Genomic DNA, 18,977 nt, shown 5'->3' on the forward strand with positions numbered 1-18,977 from the left:
GGCGGCGCCGCCACGGGCCTCCGATCCGGCAGGCGGCACGCAGCGCTCGCGCGCGGGACGCTAGTTCTTCTTGGTGGCCTGTCGACGCTCGGCGCGGTTGCTCGCCGCAGCCTGACCGGAGGCCGTGGCCGCGTTGCCGAACGCGGAGCCCTGCTCCGGCTCGGCAGCCGCTTCGGCCTCGGCCTGGGCGCGCTGCGCACGAGCGGTGGCGGCCTGCTCGAGGCGTCCCTTCTCGTCGCGGACCTCGACCTCGCCGTCGATGGACGGTGCCGAGTACTCGAGGCCGGAGACCTCGTCCTCGCCGAGCCCCTTGGCCTCGATGACCGCGTTCTCGCCGTCGGACTGCACCTGGACCTCGAGGTTGAACAGGTAGCCGACGGACTCTTCGCGGATCTGCCCCATCATCGTCTGGAACAGTGCGTAGCCCTCGCGCTGGTACTCGACCAGCGGGTCACGCTGCGCCATCGCGCGGAGGCCGATGCCGTCCTTCAGGTAGTCCATCTCGTACAGGTGGTCGCGCCAGCGGCGGTCGATCACCGAGAGCACCACACGACGCTCGAGCTCGCGCATCGCCTCGTCGCCGAGGAGTTCCTCACGCTGCTGGTAGGCCAGCTTGGCGTCGGAGAGGATCTCGCGGGCCAGGAAGTCACGCGACGCCTTGCCCTTCGAGCCGGCCTCGGTGATGACCTCATCGATGGAGATCGAGATCGGGTAGAGGGTGCCGAGCTCGGTCCACATGGCGTCGAGGTCCCAGTCGTCCGGGGAGCCTTCGCCCGTGTGGGTGTCGATGACGTCGTCGATGACCGCCTTGAGGAACGCCTGCGCGCGGTCGTGCAGGTCGTCGCCCTCGAGGATGTGGCGGCGGTCGCTGTAGATCGCCTCACGCTGACGGTTCAGGACGTCGTCGTACTTCAGGACGTTCTTGCGGATCTCGGCGTTGCGGCCCTCGACCTGCGCCTGGGCGGACCGGATCGCGCGGCCGACGAGCTTGTTCTCGATCGCCAGGTCGTCCGGGACGTTCGAGCGGCCCATCAGGCTCTCGGCGGCACCGGAGTTGAACAGGCGCATCAGGTCGTCGGTCAGCGACAGGTAGAAGCGGCTCTCGCCCGGGTCACCCTGGCGGCCGGAACGACCACGCAGCTGGTTGTCGATGCGTCGCGACTCGTGGCGCTCGGTGCCGAGCACGTACAGGCCGCCGACTGCGCGGACCTTGTCGCCCTCTTCCTCGACCTCGGCCTTGACGCGGGCGAACACGTCGTCCCACGCGGCTTCGTACTCGTCGGGGGTCTCGGTCGGCGACAGGCCCTTGGCGTGCATCTCCTGCACGGCGAGGAACTCCGCGTTGCCACCGAGCATGATGTCGGTACCACGACCGGCCATGTTCGTCGCGACGGTCACAGCGCCGAAGCGACCGGCCTGGGCGACGATCGCGGCTTCACGGGCGTGGTTCTTCGCGTTGAGGACCTCGTGCTTCACACCCTGCTTGGCGAGGAGCTTCGACAGGTACTCGGACTTCTCGACGCTCGTGGTACCGACGAGGACGGGCTGGCCCTTCTCGTGACGCTCCGCGATGTCCTCGGCGACCTGCTCGAACTTCGACTTCTCGTTCTTGTAGACGAGGTCCGTCTGGTCGATGCGCTGCATCGGCTTGTTCGTCGGGATGGCGACGACGCCGAGCTTGTAGGTCGACATGAACTCGGCCGCCTCGGTCTCGGCGGTACCGGTCATGCCGGAGAGCTTCTGGTACAGGCGGAAGTAGTTCTGCAGCGTGACGGTGGCGAGGGTCTGGTTCTCGGCCTTGACCTCGACGCCTTCCTTGGCCTCGATCGCCTGGTGGATGCCCTCGTTGTAGCGGCGACCCATCAGGATGCGGCCGGTGTGCTCGTCGACGATGAGCACCTCGCCGTTCATCACGACGTAGTCCTTGTCCTTCTTGAACAGGGCGACGGCCTTGATGGAGTTGTTCAGGAACGAGATGAGCGGGGTGTTCGCCGACTCGTACAGGTTGTCGATGCCGAGGTAGTCCTCGACCTTCTCGATGCCGGGCTCGAGGACGCCGACGGTGCGCTTCTTCTCGTCGACCTCGTAGTCCTCGCCCGGGGTCAGGCGCGTGGCGATCGAGGCGAACTCGGTGAACCACCGGTTGGCCTCGCCCGACGACGGACCGGAGATGATGAGCGGCGTCCGGGCCTCGTCGATGAGGATCGAGTCGACCTCGTCCACGACGGCGAAGAAGTGGCCGCGCTGCACCATGTCGGAGGCCTGCCACGCCATGTTGTCGCGCAGGTAGTCGAAGCCGAACTCGTTGTTCGTGCCGTAGGTGATGTCGGCGGCGTACTGCTCGCGACGCTCCGGCGGGCTCTGGTTCGCGATGATGCAGCCGGTGGTCATGCCGAGCGCGCGGAAGACGCGGCCCATGATCTCGGACTGGTACGAGGCCAGGTAGTCGTTGACCGTGATGACGTGCACGCCGCGCGACGGGATCGCGTTGAGGTACGCGGCGGTCGTCGCGACGAGGGTCTTGCCCTCACCGGTCTTCATCTCGGCGATGTTGCCGAGGTGCAGGGCCGCGCCACCCATGAGCTGCACGTCGAAGTGCCGCATGCCCAGGGTGCGCTTCGCGGCTTCACGCACGGCGGCGAACGCCTCGGGCAGGAGGTCGTCGAGGGTCTCGCCGTTGGCGTACCGCTCGCGCAGCTCCTTGGTCTCGCCGTGGAGTTCCTCGTCGGTGAGGCTCGAGAAGTCGTCCTCGAGGTCGTTGATGGCCGAGGCGTACGCCTTCAGCCGACGGAGGGTTCGTCCTTCGCCGATGCGGAGGACCTTCTCCAGCACGTTTGCCACGTGAACTCCTTACGGGGTCGTCGCGCGCGACCTGCACGCCCGATCGACCAGTCATGCTAGCAACCCGCGAACGCTCGGCGCTGTGAGCGCCGCGGCTGCCGCGGACACGGGTGTGCGCGGCCCGCGAACGGACCGCGCACACGGAGCGGAACCGGAGGCTCCGCGAGGACGTCAGGCGATCGCCGCTGCGCGCTCCGCGTCGGAGTCCGCCGTGGCCGAGGCCTGCGCCTGGCCGGCGGGCACCTCGTCGATCCCGATCACGCCGTAGTCCCAGCCCTTCCGTCGGTAGACGACGCTCGGACGACGGGTCTCCGCGTCGAGGAACAGGTAGAAGTCGTGCCCGACGAGTTCCATGTGGTAGAGGGCGTCGTCGACCGTCATCGGGGCGGCCTCGAACACCTTGTGCCGGATGACGACCGGGCTGTACACCTCGTTCTCGTCCTCGGCGGTGTCCTGGTCGACGACCGGGACCGCACCGGTCGCGACCTCCTCGATGAGCTTGCCGTCGGCGGGGACGACACCCATGCCGTCGAACGCACTGCCGGCGGCCTCGGCGACCGAGGTGGGACGGTGGCGGCCGTGGTGCACCTTGCGGCGGTCACGCGCCCGACGGAGGCGCTCCATGATCCGCGCGAAGGCGAGGTCGAAGGCGGCGTACTTGTCCGACGCCGCGGACTCGGCCCGCACGAGCGGCCCCGGTCCGATCAGCGTGAGCTCCACGCGGTCCTCGCCCTGGCTGCCGCTCGACTTCTCGTGGTGGCGGCTGATGCGCACCTCGAAGGCGAGGGCGCGGTCGGCGAGCACGTCGATCTTCTCGGACTTCTGCTCGACGTAGGTGCGGAAACGGTCGGTGACCCCGACGTTCCGGCCCGTGATCGTCACGTCCATGTGGCGGCTCCCATCCAGTGTCGGCGCGTCGCCTCCGTCCGGCGACCCGAACGCCTTGCCGCGAGGCTAGACCCGGCGCACCCTCGGCGTCACGGGGCGTCGGCGAGTCTGTCGGACACTCACCGGACGCACAGTGGACACCGGGTGTTCACGGAGCCGTCAGTCGTCGACGCTCGCCAGGGCGACGCAGCGCACCACCCGACCACCCGCCGACCGCACGGCGCGGACACCCTCGGCCATCGTCACGCCGGTCGTGACGACGTCGTCGACGAGCACCACGTGGCGGCCGGCGACCCCGACCGCGCGCAGGGTGCCGACGGTGGCGGCGACCCGCTCCACCGCCGATCGTTCCTTCTGCCCGGGCCCCGCACCCCGGCGTCCGGCCCGGGTCCGGACGAGCCGCCCCGTCCGCCGGACACCGCCGCGGGCGAGCAGGAGCACCACCGGGTCGAACCCGCGGCGCCGGGCACCCGCACGGGACGGCGGGACGCGGAGCACCACGGTGCCGTCCGGTGCCGCGGCGAGCGCCGTCCGGACGAGTGCGCCGAACCGGCCACCGAGCGGACGGGCGACGTCGACCCGGCCGCGCAGCTTCAGCTCGAGGACCAGGGTGCGGACCAGCCCCTCGTACTCGAAGGCGGCGTCGAGCCGGACGCCGGCGACGAGCCGGACGCGCCCGGGGCGTGCGTCGAGCGCCGCGCGGCACGGCGGGCAGAGCGCGCGGTCCGGGCGGCCGCAGCCCAGGCAGGCGACGGGCAGGAACAGTCCGAGCACGGCGAGCAGGGCGTCACGCCACGGGGTGGGGGCGTCGTCAGGGGGCACGACCACGATCGTGGCGGTGACCGGACGACGACGGTGGGCCGGTGTGCCGGGCTGTGGACGGGCCTCCAGGCCGGGTGCGGTGTGGAGGAGGGTGCCGTCAGCGCTGGACGCCGAGCACGTCGGCGGTGACGCCCGTCGTGTCCCAGCCACCACCGGTGGACTGCAGGACGTCACCGCTCGACATCCGGAGCAGCAGCGCCCCGCCGCTGCCCCCGCTGATCGCGGTCGCACGGCCGTCGGGCTTCGGCAGGGTGCTCGACTTGCCGCCGATGGTCGTGCGCACGATGTTCGGGCCGCTGGTGGTCTGTCCGACCGAGGCGACGTCGGTGTCGTTCACCCACGTGGCGTCCACGGCGGTGCCGCTGGCGGCCTGCACCCGGACGGGGGCACCGAACGAGGTGGGTGACCGGTCGGACCCGCGGATGATCGCCATCACGTACAGGCCGGGCCCGTCGGCGGTCTCGATGAGCGCGAGCGCCCTGGTGGAGTCGCGGGACACCTGGAACGACACGAGGTCGCCGCGCGGCAGGGTGGTGCGGACCTCGTGCGGGTCGCCGCCGAGGCCGTACGCGGTGATGCGGCGGGTGTCGGACTGTTCTCCGACCCACACGAAGCCGAGGTCGTCGACCGCGGGGGCGACGAGGTCCTCGCGCGCGTCGACGCGCAGGCGGTCCTTGCCGCGCACGACGACCGCGCCGTCCCGGTTGCCGACGGCCGCGGTGGTGCCGGATGCCGACAGGGCGATCGAGGTCGGGTCGAGGCCGGCGATCGCCGCACCGACGCCGCTGCCGAGTTCGGCGACCTTGCCGGTGCCCGAGGCTGCGTAGCCGACGACGCCGTCGTGTTCGACCAGCGGTCTGGGGTCGACGTCGGGGTTCTGCTGGGCGTCCGCTCCCCCGGAGTCCGGCACCGACAGCGTCGCGCCCTCGATCGTCATCGACACCGACGAGATGGTGGCGACCGAGGCGAGGGACTTGCTGAGCTGTTCGCGCATCCGGACCTTGTCGATGGTGCTCGCGCCCAGGGCGTCCCTCGACAGGTCGACGAGGGCCGTGCCGCTGTCGATCGTCACCGCGTTGAGGGACAGTTGGGTGCCCTCCGGGAACGACGAGACGACGGCCCCCTTCAGCCAGTCGGCGGGGCCGGCGAGCAGGGCGCTGGCGATGCGGGTGCTGGTGGAGGACCGGGCGAGGAACCAGCGCTGGTCGGGCACGAGGAAGCGGTAGGTGGGGTCGTAGAAGTACAGCGCGTGCGGCTGGAACACCGACTCGAAGCTGACCGGCGACAGGATGATGCCGTCCGGGGCGTAGGCGATGCGCCACTCGCCGTCCTCGCGGACGAACTGGAACGTCAGCGTCGACGAGGTGGGGCGGACGGCCTGGGTGTACTCCCCCTCGGCGTCCACGGTGGCGCTGGCCGTCATCGTGTACGTGAGCTCACGGTCGTCGGCGCGCTCGACGGTGCCGCTGCCGTCGCGGATCGTGACGCCCTGCCGCGGGTTCCACCGCTGGGCGAAGTCGTCCGCCAGGAACTGCCGGGCGATCGCGTAGTTGTCCTGGGCGCCGGTGGCCGCGGCGATGAACCCGCGGAGGATGGCCGTCTGGTCGGATCCGGTGATCGGCTTGTCCGGCCGGAAGTCGACGCCCGAGAGCGACTCGTCCTTGATGGTGTGCCCGGTGCGCACGGCGCCGTCGGTGGGGATCGCTGCGCAGGCGGTGACCGCGAACAGGCTGACCGCGGCGAGCGCGACGACGAGGACGTGGCGGATCCGGTGGCGCATCAGGACTCCTCTCGCACGGCGCGGGGGCCGTCGTACGACTCGTCGAGTTCGGGCAGCGGGATGGCCGAGGTGGCGGTCGTCCCCTGTTCGTTGCGGGGCAGGGTCAACACGAACGTCGACCCTTCGCCCGGCCGGGACCACACGTCGATGCGGCCACCGTGGAGCTTGGCGTCGCCGAGGCTGATCGCGAGACCGAGCCCGGTGCCGCCGATGGTGCGCTTGCGGCTCGGGTCGGCGCGCCAGAAACGGTCGAACACCCGTCCAGCGTCCTCCGGCGGCATGCCGACCCCCTGGTCACGGACGGCGATGGCGACGGTGCGCGCATCGCTGTCGACGACGACCTGCACGGGCTTGGCGTCGCCGTGCTCGATCGCGTTGCCGACCAGGTTGCGGAGGATCCGGCGGACGCGCTTGGCGTCGAGCCGCATGGTGGTGTGGCCGCCGGGCGTGGCGAGCTGCAGGTCGATGCCGGCGCGTTCGGCCAGCGGACGGAACTCGTCGACGATGTCCGCGGCGATGGACGCCGGCACGACGGGCGCGGTGTCGAGCTGGACCGCCTGGGCGTCGTAGCGGGAGATCTCGAGCAGGTCGGCGAGGAGCAGTTCGAAGCGCTCCACCTGGGCGTGCAGGAGCTCGGCGGACCGACCGACCGACGGTTCGAACGCGTGCCGGGAGTCGTAGAGCATGTCGCCGGCGAGCCGGATCGTGGTGAGCGGGGTGCGGAGCTCGTGCGAGACGTCGGAGACGAACCGCTGCTGCACGCGCGAGAGCTCGGCGAGCTGGGTGATCTGGCGGCTGACCGCCTCGGCCATGCCGTTGAAGCTCCGCGCCAGGGTCGCCAGGTCGTCCTGGCCGCGCACCGGGATGCGTTCGTCAAGGCGACCAGCGGCGATCTTCCGGCTCGTCTCGGCGGCACCGCGGATCGGCACGACGACGAGCCGGACGACGAGCGAGGTGACCAGGGCGATGAGCACCATGAGCGCCACACCGCCGATGGACAGCGTCTGGGACACGAAGTCCAGGGTCTGCTGCGCGTCCGAGAGGTCGTAGACCAGGTAGAGCTCGTACTGCCCGGCGCTCGGGATCTGCAGGGTTGACCCGACGGCGAGCCCCGGCACGCGGCGCCCGTCGTCGTCGAGCTGGACGGGCTGCAGGCTGAGCCGACCGGTGTTCTGCCCCACTTCCTTCCGCAGGTCGTCGGTGATCACCGCGTCCGGGAAGTCCTGGCTGGCGATGGTCTGCAGCGTCTGCGGGGTGGACTGGCCCGGGCTCCGCTCGATCGCGATGCTCGTCCCGCCGGGGCTCGTCGTGTTCGACAGGATCGCCTGCTGCGCCTCGTTCTGCAGGGTCTCGAGCTCGGACTGGTTGTTGTCCTCGGCCGCGGTCGCCGCGTCGAAGATCCCCTGGGCGACGATGGTGGCCCGGGCCGACTCCGACTCGATCTGGTCACGGCGCTGCGAGTAGACGTTCGTCGAGATGCTCACCATGACCGCGGTGCCGATGATCCCCACCGCGAGCCCCGTCGTCATCACGGTGATGGCGACCGAGCGGAACATGAGCGAGCGCCGCCACAGGTACGCGATCGGGCGCCAGCCCCGTCGGAGCCAGCGCCGCATCCGGCGACGGCCACGGTCGACGACACCGATCGAGACCGTGGCGCCGCTGACACCGCGGGCCGGGCCCGACGGGCGCGTCGAGGGCGGCACGGTGCTCAGGCTCCTCCGGCGCGGTACCCGACGCCGCGCACCGTGGTGACGGTCTTCGGGTTGTCCGGGTCGTGCTCGATCTTCGCGCGGAGCCGCTGCACGTGGACGTTCACCAGCCGGGTGTCCGCCTTGTAGTGGTAGCCCCAGACCTGTTCGAGCAGCATCTCGCGGGTGAAGACCTGGTTGGGCTTCTCGGCGAGCGCCCGGAGCAGGTCGAACTCGAGCGGCGTGAGCGCGATCACGGTGTCGCCGCGGCGCACCTCGTGCCCGGCGACGTCGACCGTGACGTCGCCGACGTGCAGCACGGTGGCGTCGGATGCGCTGGGCCGCAGTCGGGTGCGGATGCGCGCGACGAGCTCCTTCGGGTTGAAGGGCTTCACGACGTAGTCGTCGGCGCCGTTCTCGAGCCCGAGGACGACGTCGGCGGTGTCGCTCTTCGCGGTGAGCATGATGATCGGCGTGCCGCTCTCGGCACGGATGCGCTTGCACACCTCGATGCCGTCGATGCCGGGCAGCATGACGTCGAGCAGGACGAGGTCCGGCTTGGTGGCGTGGAACGCGTCGACGGCGTCGTTGCCGTCGGCGCTGAACTCGGGTTCGTACCCCTCGGAGCGGAGCACGATGCCGATCATCTCGGAGAGGGCCTGGTCGTCGTCGACGACGAGGATGCGCGGTGTCATGTGATCTGGACTCCGGGTGGCGTGCGGGAGTGCCGTGGTCGGCACGTGTCCCCACACGATAGCCGAGGCCCCGCCGCGCGGGGTTTTCCGACAGGATGGGGGTGGGACGTGCATCGCTGGCACGGTCCGACACGACGAGGGGGCTGGAGTCATGTCCGATTGGCACACACCGGGCGGTGGGCAGCAGGGTGCGCCGACACCGCCGGCGTCCGGACCGACACAGGGACCCGGACCCCAGCCAGGAGGCCCGCCCCGCTTCTCGGTGCCGCCGCAGCCCGCCCCGGGGTCGGGTCCGGGGCGACCGGGCGGTCCGTCCGGCGGCTCGCGTCCGGTGATCCCGCTGCGCCCGCTCGGTCTCGGCGACGTCCTGGCCGGCGCGTTCACGGTCTTCCGTCGGAACGCTCGCGTGCTGCTGCTCTGGAGCGTGCTGCTGAGCGGTGTGCTCGGCCTGCTGTCGACGCTGGCCAGCACGTTCGGGCAGCAGGCACTGCAGTCGCGGATGTTCTCCGCCCTCGACGGCGGCAGCGGCGCCGGCTCGGTGGCCGCGGGCACGCTGACGCTCACGGCGCTCATGTCGATCGGGCTGCCCTTCCTCGCCTACCTCGGTCGCGGGTTCCTCGTCGCGCCGGTCGCCGCGGACACCGGGCAGCGGGTGCTCGGCCGCCGCGCCACGTTCCGCGGGCTGTGGGCGCTGCTGGCCGGACGCCGCTGGCCGGTCGTCGCGTGGATGCTCGTGCAGACCGCTGCCGGCGTCGTCATCGCGATCGTCGCGGGGCTCGTCTTCTTCGGGGTCTTCGCGACGATCGGTGCCGCCGGCTCCGGGACCGGCTGGTTCGTGCTGGCGCTCGTGCTCTTCGTGCTCGGGCTCGGTGTCGTGGTCGTGTGGCTCGGCATCCGCTTCGTGTTCACCGTCCCGACGATCGCGCTCGAGGGCCGACCGGTCTTCGCCGCTGCCGCCCAGTCGTGGCGCCTCACCCGCGGGGCCTTCTGGCGGACCTTCGGCATCCTGCTGCTCGTGCAGCTGATGTTCGGCTTCGCGGCGTCCATCGCGTCGATCCCGCTCACCGTCGGCACCGTGCTCGTCGGGGGCACGTTCGACCCGCTCGGGCAGACCGGCGGTCCGTCGGGCGCCGGCGCCGGTGCGGTCATCGCGATCGTCATCGGCAGCCTGCTCGCGATGGCGGTGCAGTGCATCACCGACGTCCTGAGCGCGTCGGTCACCACGTTCCTGGCCATCGACCGGCGGATCCGCACCGAGGCCCTGGACCAGCGGATCGCGTCGCACCTGGACTCCGGGCAGCCGACCGACCCGTTCGCGCCGTCCCAGCCCGTCGCGCGGCCGCCGTGGCCCCCGCAGCAGCAGTGGGGCGGCCAGCAGTGGCAGGCGCAGCAGCAGCAGTGGCCGGGGCAGCAGCAGCAGTGGCCGGGGCAGCAGCAGTGGTCCGGGCAGCAGCAACCGCAGTGGCAGCCCGCACAGCAGCAGCAACCGCAGTGGCACCCCACCCAGCAGCCGTGGCAGCCGGGGCAGCAACAGCCGCAGTCCCAGTCGCAGCAGCCGCCCTGGCAGCAGGGTCCGGGCCAGTCGCCGCCGAACGGCAACGCGTGACGGCGGTCGACCCGGACGAGGCGCGTCGTCTGCTCGAACGCGAACTCGACCGGTCCGCCTACGACGGCGCCCAGCCGACGTGGTGGGACCGTGCCTCGCGGTCCTTCCTCAACTGGCTCGGCTCGCTCCGCGCCGACGGTCTCGACTCCCCCGCCGCGGCCCGCACCGCGCTGGTGATCGCGATCGTGGTGCTCGTCGCGGTCGTCGTGCTCGTCGTCGTCGCGCGGGGGCTCCCCCGCCGGCGCGCCCGGGCCGGCGACGGCGACACCGGCGGGGTCTTCGACGCCGACGACCTGCGCTCCGCCCGCGAACTCCTCGAGGCGGCCCAGGCCGCAGTGCGCCGCGCCGACTGGTCGGCAGCGGTGCTGGACGGCTTCCGCGCGATCGCCCGCGGACTCGGTGAGCGCGACCTGGTGCCCGACGTGCCCGGTGCGACCGCCCGCACGATCGCCGCACGCGGCGCCGTGCCGTTCCCCGCGTCAGCCGGTGCGCTCGACGCCGCGGCGACGTCCTTCGACGCGGTCCGGTACCTCGGTGCCGAGGCCGACCAGGACACCGCCCTCCGCGTGCTCGACACCGAGCAGGCCGTCCGACAGGCCCGCCCGGCGCGGGTCGAGGCACCGGTGGTGCCGGCATGACGGCCGACACCGCCACCCGGACGAGCGCCGCCCCGGCCTCGGCTCCGGCCTCGGATCCGGCTTCCGGTCCGGCCGAGGGACGCCGGTTCCGCTTCGGTTTCTGGGTCGTGATCGTCCTGGTCGGGGTCCTGCTCGCCGCCCTGACGGCGGTGGTGCAGGGCACCGAGAAGGGCGCACCGCGCGCACTCGACCCGACCTCGACGACGGCGAGCGGATCCGCCGCCCTGGTGCGCGTCCTCGAGCAGCGCGGCACCGCGGTCACCGTGACCGACACCCTCGACGGCACCGGCGCGATCAACGGCGGCACGGTGTTCATCGACGACGCCGACGGCGCGCTCGACCCCGCCGTCGCGGAACGGATCGCGCGCACCGCCCGGCACGTCGTGGTCGTGGGGACGAGCGGCGCCGGCCTCGACGCGCTGCTCGGCTTCCCGATCGACCCGCCCGGCCAGATCGACGGCGACGCCACCGTCTCGACGACCTCGTGCGGGATCCCCGCGGCGGCCTCGGCAGCGCGGGTCACGACCGCAGGCTCCGGGTACACCGTGCAGGACGAGAGCGCCGAGCGGTGCGCGCCGACCGGTGCGGGCGGCTCCCGCGTCTGGGGTCTCGTCCGCACCACCACCCCGGGCGGTGACGTGACGCTGGTCGGCACCACCTCGGCGTTCCGGAACGACACCATCGCCACCGCCGGGAACGCCGCGCTGGCCCTCGGGCTGCTCGGCGGCGACGAGCGGCTCGTCTGGTACACCCCGACGGTCGGGACACCCGACGCCGCTCCGACCCTCGGCGAGCTCGCCCCGCCGTGGGTGCCGAGTGCCCTCGCCCTGCTCGCCCTCGTCGCCGTGGCTGCGGGCGTCTGGCGTGGTCGGCGCCTCGGCCCGCTCGTCGTCGAGCGGTTGCCCGTCGTCGTCCGGGCCGCCGAGACGACCGAGGGACGCGCCCGGATGTACGCCCGCACGCGGGACCGCACCCACGCGCTGGACACCCTGCGCGTCGCCGCCGTCCGACGGATCGCCCGGCTGCTCGGGCTCCCCCGCTCCGCCCACGTCGACGAGGTCGTCCGCGCCGCTGCGCAGGCGACCGGCATGCCGCACACCCGTGTCGGCGCCGTGCTCGTCGGCGGGACCACCGACGACGACCGCGCGCTCGTCGACGGCACCGCGGCGCTCGACGACCTCGAACGCGCCGTCCGCCGGGTGACCTCCGGCGACCACCCGACCTCTGACCCCGACCGACCAGGAGCACGACCGTGACCGACCTGCCCCCTGCCACCACCGAGCACGCCGCGGCGGAGCCCGACCACTCGAGCGCCGCCGGCACCGACCTGCGCGACGCGTTCGGCCGGGTCCGCACCGAGGTCGCCAAGGCCGTCGTCGGCCAGGAGGGCGCGGTCTCCGGCATGATCGTGGGCCTCCTCGCCCAGGGGCACGTGCTGCTCGAGGGCGTCCCGGGTGTCGCCAAGACCCTGCTCGTGCGCAGCCTCGCCGCCGCGATGACGCTCGACACGAAGCGCATCCAGTTCACGCCCGACCTGATGCCCGGCGACGTCACCGGATCGCTCGTCTACGACGCGTCGACCGGCACGTTCCCGTTCCGCGAGGGCCCCGTGTTCACCAACGTCCTGCTCGCCGACGAGGTCAACCGGACGCCCCCGAAGACCCAGTCGGCCCTGCTCGAGGCGATGGAGGAACGCCAGGTCAGCGTCGACGGCGACGCCCGTGCGCTGCCCGACCCGTTCTTCGTCGCCGCGACGATGAACCCGATCGAGTTCGAGGGCACGTACACGCTCCCCGAGGCGCAGCTCGACCGGTTCCTGATGAAGCTGACCCTCGACATCCCCCCGCGTGACGTCGAGTGGCAGGTGCTCCGACGCCACGCCGACGGGTTCGTCCCGCGCGACGTGCGGTCGGCCGGCATCACCCCGGTGGTCGGCGTCGACGAGGTCGTGCGGGCGCAGCGCGCAGTCCGCGGCGTCGGTGCCCGCGACGACGTGCTCGCCTACATCGTCGACCTGGCCCGGGCCACGCGTCAGGCGCCCTCGGTCCGGGTCGGCGTCAGTCCCCGTGGCGCGACGGCCCTGCTCGCGGCCGCGAAGGCCTGGGCGTGGCTCACCGGCTACGACGCGATCACCCCGGACCACGTGCAGGCGATGGCCCTGCCGGTCTGGCGGCACCGCCTGCGGGTCGCCGCGGACGCCGAGCTCGAGGGCGTCGGCGCCGACGGCGTGCTCCAGCAGGTGCTCGAGCAGGTGCGGGTGCCGATCTAGTGGCGGTCTCCGGTCGGTTCGTCGCGCTCCTCGCCGTCGCCCTCGTCCCCACCGTGCTGCTCGGCAGCGGGTGGGCGGGCCTGGCGTGGGTCGGGGTGGTGCTGCTCGCCGCCGTGCTCGACGTCCTGCTCGCCGCCGACCTGCGCCGGGTCCGGGTGGAACGCCGGATGCCGCGGCTCGCCCGACGTGACAGCACCGCCGACGGCACGCTCGTGCTCGCGAACGACGGGACCCGGACGGTCCGTGGCGTGGTCCGCGACATGTGGGAGCCGTCGGCCGGCCACCGCCCCCGGCGGATCCGGATGACGGTGCCCGGCGGGGAGCGACGGACGGCGCAGATGCGCTTCACACCGTTCCGCCGCGGCCGACGTCGCACCACCGGGGTCGCCGTGCGGTCCTTCGGCCCCCTGGGCCTCGCGGCGCGCCAGCGGGTCGTGGCAGCACCGGGCGAACTCGTCGTCACGCCGCCCTTCCGGTCGCGGCGGCACCTGCCGTCACGCCTGGCACGGCTCCGCGAGCTCGACGGCGAGACCACCCTGCAGCTCCGCGGGCACGGCACCGAGTTCGACTCGCTGCGCGACTACGTCCGCGGCGACGACGTGCGCTCCATCGACTGGCGGGCGACCGCTCGGCGACAGGACCTCGTCGTCCGCACGTGGCGGCCGGAGCGCGACCGGCGCGTCGTCGTCGTGGTGGACGCGGGGCGAGCGGGTGCCGGCCGTGTCGCCGACGAGCCACGGCTCGACACGTTCATCGAGTCGGCGCTGCTCCTCGGCGCGCTCGCTGCCGCCGCCGGTGACCGGGTCGACCTGGTCGTCCTCGACGACACCGCGCACGACCGCGTGCACGGCGCCACCCGCACCGACGTCGTGCAGCGCTTCGGCGAAGCACTCGCGATGGCCGAACCCGGGCTCGCCGCGACCGACTGGGCGTCCGTGCCCGCACTCGTCGACTCGATCACGACCTCGCGCGCACTGGTCGTCCTCGCCTCGAGCCTGGACTCCGTCGGTGCCTCGGGTGACCTGCTCGCCGTGCTCCCCCGGCTGTCACGACGGCACGCGGTGGTCGTGACGAGCATCGAGGACCCGGCCGTCGAGCGGATGGCACACGGCGGGGTGGACCCGACCACGTCGATCCGCACCGCGCGGGGCGGACGGGTGCCGGGCCTCCCCACCGGCGCGGAGCGCGACGTCTACCGACGCGCCGCCGCGGAACGCACGCTGCTCGACGCGGACGGAGCGGCCGACGTCGCACGCCGATCCGGCGCCGAGGTCGTCCGTGGCGCGCCGGCGGACGTCCCGCCGCTCGTCGCCGACGCCTACATCCGGGCGAAGGCCTCCGGCCGACTCTGAACCGGGGCAGGCCCTAGCCCGCCACCAGGGCGGTGGAGCCGCGCTCGAACTCCTCGAGGTCGCCGCGCTCCCCCGCCCGGTAGGCGCGACCGCCGAGCACCCACTGGTACGCGAGCACCGCGACCAGGGCGATCGTGCCGATGCCGATCTTGATCGGCCACGGCCAGTCCTGCCGCGTCACCACGCCCTCGACGATGCCGGACAGCAGCAGGGTCAGGGTCAGGCCGATCGCGATGGTGATGAGTGCCCGGCCGTCCTCGGCGAGGGCCTGGGCGCGGGTGCGACCGGGGCCCGGTGCCACCCACGACCAGAAGATCATCAGCCCCGCGCCACCGGCCAGGAAGACCGAGTAGAGCTCCAGCTGCCCGTGCGGGGAGATGTAGAGGAAGAAGTCGGCCAGGCGTCCCTGGGAGTGCATGATCGCCGCGGACACCCCCAGGCTGACGGCGTTCTGCATGATCGAGAACGGCACGAAGACCCCGGTGATCCCGAAGGCGACCATCGTCGCGGCGATGTACGCGTTGTTCGTCCAGACCTGCGCCGTGAACGCCCCGAGACCGCGGTTCGAGTAGTAGTCGACGAAGTCCTGCGTGGCGTACCGGCGCAGGGCCTCGTCGCTGCCGAAGGTCGCCGTCGCACCGGGGGTCGTGGTGATCCAGATCGCGACGATCGCCCCGATCGCCACCGTCGCGAGCGCGACCCAGATGGTCACCCAGCGGATCCGGTAGAGCGCCGCGGGGAGCTGCCGCGTGAAGAACAGTGCGACCGCGGTCAGCGGGTCGACGGGGGTGCCGGTGAAGCGCAGTCGGGCGCGGAACAGCGTGAGCGAGAGCCGGTCGCCGGTCACGGTGCGCGGTGCGGCACCGCGGATGCGGGCGAGGTCGGTGGCGGCCTCCTGGTAGCCGGCGACGAGCCGGTCGACGTCCGCACCGGACCGGTGCCGGGCACGCGCCAGCCGGTCGAGCTCCTGCCACCGGTCACGATGCACCTCGGCGTAGGCATCCAGGTCCACGAGTTCCCCCTCAGGTCGCGCGATCTCCGACAGAATGATCCCATGCCGAAGCCCCGCACGCCGCGTGACCTCGCCGACGCCCGGTTCTCGCGCGATCTCGACGAGACCGCCGACGAGCTCGTGGTGGGCGAGGGCGTCGCGCTCGACGTCCAACCCGCCGGACTCGTGCTGCGGCTCGCAGCGGCCCTGCTGGACGGCCTGTGCGTCCTCGTCCTGTTCGTGCTCGCGATGTTCGGGGTCGCACGACTCTGGCCGCGGGGCCTCGAACCCGCCTGGGGTGCTGCGCTGAACATCGTGCTGCTCGTCGTCGTGCTGGTGCTGGTCCCCGCCGCGGTCGAGACGGTGACGAAGGGGCGGAGCGTCGGACGGTTCGCCACCGGCACCCGGGTGGTCCGGCTCGACGGCGGTTCGATCGGGTTCCGGCACGCCTTCACCCGGTCGCTCGTCGGCCTGTTCGAGCTCTGGATGACGTTCGGGTCGGTCGCCCTGCTCGTCGCGCTGTTCGGCACCCGGCCGAGGCGCCTCGGGGACCTGCTCGCAGGCACGATCGTGCAGCACGAGCGCCTGCCGAAACAGCGCGACCCCGAGGTGCTCCTGCCACCGGAACTGGCGGCGTGGGCCGGCGTCGCGGACGTCTCGGCGCTGCCGCAGCGGTTGGAGAACCGGCTCGGCGCGTTCTTCCGCGGGGCGGCGCTGATGCGACCGGAACTGCGCGAGGCAGCGGCGCAGTCGCTCGCGGCCGAGGTGTCGGCGTTCGCCCACCCCGTGCCGCCCGTGCCGCCCGAGGTGTTCCTGGCCGGGGTCGTCGTGCTGCGACGTCGTCGGGACGTCCGGGCGCTGGGCGCCCGCGCCGAGCTGCTCACCGCAGCGGGGTCCACGGCGTCGGCGCGCCCGCCGGGCTTCCCCCGCTGACGCAGCGCGCGGCGCCGGGCTGCGTGCAAGACACCGGTGTTCGCGCGCCGAACACCCGCGTGCAGGGGTGCAACGTGCGAACACCGGTGTCGTGCGGGAGCGCAGGAACGCCGACCTCAGTAGCGGTAGTGGTCCGGCTTGAAGGGGCCCTCGACGGGGACACCGATGTACGCCGCCTGCTCCGGACGCAGCGACGTCAGCTGCACCCCGAGGGCGTCGAGGTGCAGGCGCGCGACCTTCTCGTCCAGGTGCTTCGGCAGCACGTACACGCCGGTCGGGTACTCGTCGCGCCGGGTGTGCAGCTCGATCTGCGCGAGCACCTGGTTCGTGAACGAGTTGCTCATCACGAACGACGGGTGGCCCGTCGCGTTGCCGAGGTTCATGAGCCGCCCCTCGGACAGCACCAGGATCGACCGCCCGGTCGGCAGCCGCCACTCGTGCACCTGCGGCTTGATCTCGACCTTCGAGACGCCGGGCAGCGCCTCGAGCCCGGCCATGTCGATCTCGTTGTCGAAGTGCCCCACGTTCGCGACGATCGCCAGGTGCTTCAGCCCGAGCATCTCGTCGACCCCGACCACGCCCAGGTTGCCGGTGCATGTGATGACCATGTCGACGGTGTCGACGACGTCCGCCAGGCGCGCGACCTGGTAGCCGTCCATCGCCGCCTGCAGCGCACAGATGGGGTCGACCTCGCTGACGATGACGCGGGCGCCCTGCCCGCGGAGCGCCTCGGCCGCCCCCTTGCCGACGTCGCCGTAGCCGACGACGAAGGCGACCTTGCCGCCGATGAGCACGTCGGTGGCGCGGTTCAGACCGTCGGGCAGCGAGTGCCGGATGCCGTACTTGTTGTCGAACTTCGACTTCGTCACGGAGTCGTTGACGTTGATCGCCGGGAACTTCAGCTCGCCGTTCCGGAACAGCTCGTACAGACGGTGCACGCCCGTCGTGGTCTCCTCGGTGACGCCCTGGATGTCGGCCGCGATGCGGGTCCAGCGGTCGGACGAGGTCTCGAGCGACCGCGCGACGGTGTCGAGCACGATCTTCCACTCGGCGCTGGCGTCCGGCTCGGCGACCGGGGCGGCACCGGCGGCCTCGGCGTCGGCGCCGGTGTGCACGAGCATGGTGGCGTCGCCGCCGTCGTCCAGGATCAGGTTCGGGCCGGTCCAGTCGGCACCGGCCGCGGCGGCCTCGTCGCTCCAGTCGAAGATGCGGCTGGTGCACCACCAGTACTCCTCGAGCGTCTCGCCCTTCCACGCGAACACCGGGACGCCGGCGGGGGCGTCCGGGGTGCCGGTGGGTCCGACGGCGACGGCTGCGGCGGCTTCGTCCTGGGTGGAGAAGATGTTGCAGCTGGCCCAGCGCACCTGCGCGCCGAGGGCGACGAGCGTCTCGATGAGCACGGCGGTCTGCACCGTCATGTGCAGGGACCCGGCGATGCGCGCGCCGGCGAGCGGCTGCGCCGCGGCGAACTCGTCACGCAGTGACATCAGGCCCGGCATCTCGTTCTCGGCGAGGCGGATCTGGTGCCGGCCCGCCTCGGCGAGGGACAGGTCGGCGACGCGGAACACAGCAGCGGTGCGGGTTTCGGTGGGCATGCCCGCCAGTCTTCCATGCCGGGAGGCGCGGGTCACCAGCCGATCCCGGTCACGTTTCCCGGGCCGCCAGATCGCCCTCACCCACGCCGCGGACGCGCGCCGTCAGTCCGCGTCGCGCGGGAGCGGCTCGCGCCGCACCACCTGCCAGCCGCGCGGGACGCGCAGCGTTGCCGCGTGGCGGGCGCAGAGGTCGTAGCCGTGCGGTTCGACCCGGGTCGACAGCGGACCGATGACGACCATGGAGTCGCCGTAGTCGTAGGTCAGGGTCGACGAAGCGCTGTTGGCACACGCCACCTTGCTGCAGATCCGCACGTCCATGTCGTCAGGGAGCCTAGCGGAGCGTCCGGCGTGCACCCGTCCCCGCGTACGATGTGGGGATGCGTCGGAAGCCTCGCCTCGTCACCCCGGTCGACCGCGGTCGGGGGCGCTCCCGGCACGGCCGTGGCGGGCGTTCGAGCGTCACCGGACCCGAACTCGCGCCGATCATCACCCGCGCCGAGGCGTTCGACCGCATCGTCGGTGACAGTGCGCACTACCTGCTCGGCCTGTGGCCCGAGGAACTCGCGGGCGTGGTCTTCCAGGTGGCGGACATGCCGAGCGACCAGACCCTGCCGGACGAGATGCCACGTTGGCGCATCGACCGTGACACCCGCCGCGTGACCGTGTTCCGCATCCCCGTGGAGCGGGTGAACCGGAGCCCCGAGAAGGACGACTCCGACCGCCGCATCATCATCGAGACCGCGGTGTTCCGCGCGGTGGGCGAGCTGATCGGCAAGGACCCGTGGGACCTGGCACCGGACCGCTACCGACACTGGTGAGCCGGACCGACCGGCCGCACCGCGCCGACAGGCCGGTGAGCCGGACCGACTGCACCGT

16 protein-coding genes are annotated in these 18,977 nt (G+C 72.4%); 7 read left to right on the forward strand and 9 right to left on the reverse strand.

Features of this window, described 5'->3' with window-relative positions; genetic code table 11:
* Positions 1 to 60: 60 nt before the first annotated feature.
* The 6 genes from secA to mtrA all read right to left on the reverse strand — a co-directional run bounded on the left by secA (position 61) and on the right by mtrA (position 8,717).
* Entirely contained in the window at positions 61 to 2,841 is a 2,781-nt protein-coding gene (gene secA / locus ITJ50_RS00175) for a preprotein translocase subunit SecA (protein ID WP_194589661.1), read from the reverse strand.
* A 171-nt stretch (positions 2,842 to 3,012) separates the two neighbouring features.
* Positions 3,013 to 3,729 carry a ribosome hibernation-promoting factor, HPF/YfiA family gene (hpf, locus tag ITJ50_RS00180; RefSeq protein ID WP_017888817.1) on the reverse strand — a complete coding sequence of 239 codons (717 nt, stop codon included), beginning with the start codon at positions 3,727 to 3,729 and terminating at the stop codon, positions 3,013 to 3,015.
* A 159-nt stretch (positions 3,730 to 3,888) separates the two neighbouring features.
* A complete protein-coding gene (locus ITJ50_RS17700) occupies positions 3,889 to 4,551 on the reverse strand; it encodes a ComF family protein (RefSeq protein WP_156463840.1) in 663 nt (220 codons plus the stop codon).
* Between the two features lie 97 nt (positions 4,552 to 4,648).
* Positions 4,649 to 6,331: a GerMN domain-containing protein gene (locus tag ITJ50_RS00190; protein WP_194589662.1), complete on the reverse strand. Its 1,683-nt coding sequence runs from the start codon at positions 6,329 to 6,331 to the stop codon at positions 4,649 to 4,651.
* Complete coding sequence (mtrB, locus tag ITJ50_RS00195; protein WP_017888814.1) at positions 6,331 to 8,037, reverse strand: MtrAB system histidine kinase MtrB; 1,707 nt, start codon at positions 8,035 to 8,037, stop codon at positions 6,331 to 6,333. Before mtrB ends, ITJ50_RS00190 begins: the two co-directional genes overlap by 1 nt.
* Positions 8,038 to 8,042: 5 nt before the next feature.
* Positions 8,043 to 8,717, reverse strand: a complete 675-nt coding sequence (gene mtrA, locus ITJ50_RS00200) for an MtrAB system response regulator MtrA (RefSeq protein WP_017888813.1) — start codon at positions 8,715 to 8,717, stop codon at positions 8,043 to 8,045.
* Between the two features lie 331 nt (positions 8,718 to 9,048).
* Between mtrA and ITJ50_RS00205 the strand changes: the two genes are divergently transcribed.
* From ITJ50_RS00205 to ITJ50_RS00225, 5 genes are read left to right on the forward strand one after another with little or no spacing between them, the layout of a single operon-like run.
* Positions 9,049 to 10,323: a glycerophosphoryl diester phosphodiesterase membrane domain-containing protein gene (locus tag ITJ50_RS00205; RefSeq protein WP_194589663.1), complete on the forward strand. Its 1,275-nt coding sequence runs from the start codon at positions 9,049 to 9,051 to the stop codon at positions 10,321 to 10,323.
* The gene (locus ITJ50_RS00210; protein WP_194589664.1) at positions 10,320 to 10,961 is read left to right on the forward strand and encodes a DUF4129 domain-containing protein; all 642 of its coding nucleotides are present in this window, start codon (positions 10,320 to 10,322) and stop codon (positions 10,959 to 10,961) included. Before ITJ50_RS00205 ends, ITJ50_RS00210 begins: the two co-directional genes overlap by 4 nt.
* Positions 10,958 to 12,217 carry a DUF4350 domain-containing protein gene (locus ITJ50_RS00215; RefSeq protein WP_194589665.1) on the forward strand — a complete coding sequence of 420 codons (1,260 nt, stop codon included), beginning with the start codon at positions 10,958 to 10,960 and terminating at the stop codon, positions 12,215 to 12,217. The genes ITJ50_RS00210 and ITJ50_RS00215 overlap by 4 nt, the downstream gene beginning before the upstream one ends.
* Positions 12,218 to 12,222: 5 nt before the next feature.
* The gene (locus ITJ50_RS00220) at positions 12,223 to 13,230 is read left to right on the forward strand and encodes an AAA family ATPase (protein ID WP_371831414.1); all 1,008 of its coding nucleotides are present in this window, start codon (positions 12,223 to 12,225) and stop codon (positions 13,228 to 13,230) included.
* Positions 13,230 to 14,582, forward strand: coding sequence for a DUF58 domain-containing protein (locus tag ITJ50_RS00225; RefSeq protein WP_194589666.1), 1,353 nt, complete (start codon positions 13,230 to 13,232; stop codon positions 14,580 to 14,582). Before ITJ50_RS00220 ends, ITJ50_RS00225 begins: the two co-directional genes overlap by 1 nt.
* Positions 14,583 to 14,595: 13 nt before the next feature.
* Here the strand turns inward: ITJ50_RS00225 and ITJ50_RS00230 are convergent, their stop codons facing one another.
* Positions 14,596 to 15,594, reverse strand: a complete 999-nt coding sequence (locus ITJ50_RS00230) for a stage II sporulation protein M (protein WP_194589667.1) — start codon at positions 15,592 to 15,594, stop codon at positions 14,596 to 14,598.
* Positions 15,595 to 15,636: 42 nt separating this feature from the next.
* On the opposite strand from ITJ50_RS00230, the gene ITJ50_RS00235 reads away from it, so the two are divergent.
* Entirely contained in the window at positions 15,637 to 16,506 is an 870-nt protein-coding gene (locus ITJ50_RS00235; RefSeq protein WP_017888806.1) for an RDD family protein, read from the forward strand.
* A 116-nt stretch (positions 16,507 to 16,622) separates the two neighbouring features.
* On the opposite strand, the gene ahcY is transcribed toward ITJ50_RS00235, so the two are convergent.
* The gene (ahcY, locus tag ITJ50_RS00240) at positions 16,623 to 18,101 is read right to left on the reverse strand and encodes an adenosylhomocysteinase (RefSeq protein ID WP_017888805.1); all 1,479 of its coding nucleotides are present in this window, start codon (positions 18,099 to 18,101) and stop codon (positions 16,623 to 16,625) included.
* A 102-nt stretch (positions 18,102 to 18,203) separates the two neighbouring features.
* Positions 18,204 to 18,419 (reverse strand): DUF3499 family protein, encoded by a 216-nt coding sequence (locus tag ITJ50_RS00245; RefSeq protein WP_017888804.1) that lies wholly within the window; start codon positions 18,417 to 18,419, stop codon positions 18,204 to 18,206.
* A 59-nt stretch (positions 18,420 to 18,478) separates the two neighbouring features.
* On the opposite strand from ITJ50_RS00245, the gene ITJ50_RS00250 reads away from it, so the two are divergent.
* Positions 18,479 to 18,919, forward strand: a complete 441-nt coding sequence (locus ITJ50_RS00250) for a metallopeptidase family protein (protein WP_017888803.1) — start codon at positions 18,479 to 18,481, stop codon at positions 18,917 to 18,919.
* Positions 18,920 to 18,977 lie beyond the last annotated feature (58 nt).

This window comes from Curtobacterium sp. VKM Ac-2889, from assembly GCF_015350855.1.
GTDB lineage: Bacteria > Actinomycetota > Actinomycetes > Actinomycetales > Microbacteriaceae > Curtobacterium > Curtobacterium poinsettiae.

Bases quoted from the DNA above. Each gene is read 5' to 3' on its own strand.
- hpf (WP_017888817.1), bottom strand. From the start codon at position 3,729: ATGGACGTGACGATCACGGGCCGGAACGTCGGGGTCACCGACCGTTTC.
- ITJ50_RS00190 (WP_194589662.1), bottom strand. From the start codon at position 6,331: ATGCGCCACCGGATCCGCCACGTCCTCGTCGTCGCGCTCGCCGCGGTC.
- mtrA (WP_017888813.1), bottom strand. From the start codon at position 8,717: ATGACACCGCGCATCCTCGTCGTCGACGACGACCAGGCCCTCTCCGAG.
- ITJ50_RS00215 (WP_194589665.1), top strand. From the start codon at position 10,958: ATGACGGCCGACACCGCCACCCGGACGAGCGCCGCCCCGGCCTCGGCT.
- ITJ50_RS00235 (WP_017888806.1), top strand. From the start codon at position 15,637: ATGCCGAAGCCCCGCACGCCGCGTGACCTCGCCGACGCCCGGTTCTCG.
- ahcY (WP_017888805.1), bottom strand. From the start codon at position 18,101: ATGCCCACCGAAACCCGCACCGCTGCTGTGTTCCGCGTCGCCGACCTG.
- ITJ50_RS00245 (WP_017888804.1), bottom strand. From the start codon at position 18,419: ATGGACGTGCGGATCTGCAGCAAGGTGGCGTGTGCCAACAGCGCTTCG.
- ITJ50_RS00250 (WP_017888803.1), top strand. From the start codon at position 18,479: ATGCGTCGGAAGCCTCGCCTCGTCACCCCGGTCGACCGCGGTCGGGGG.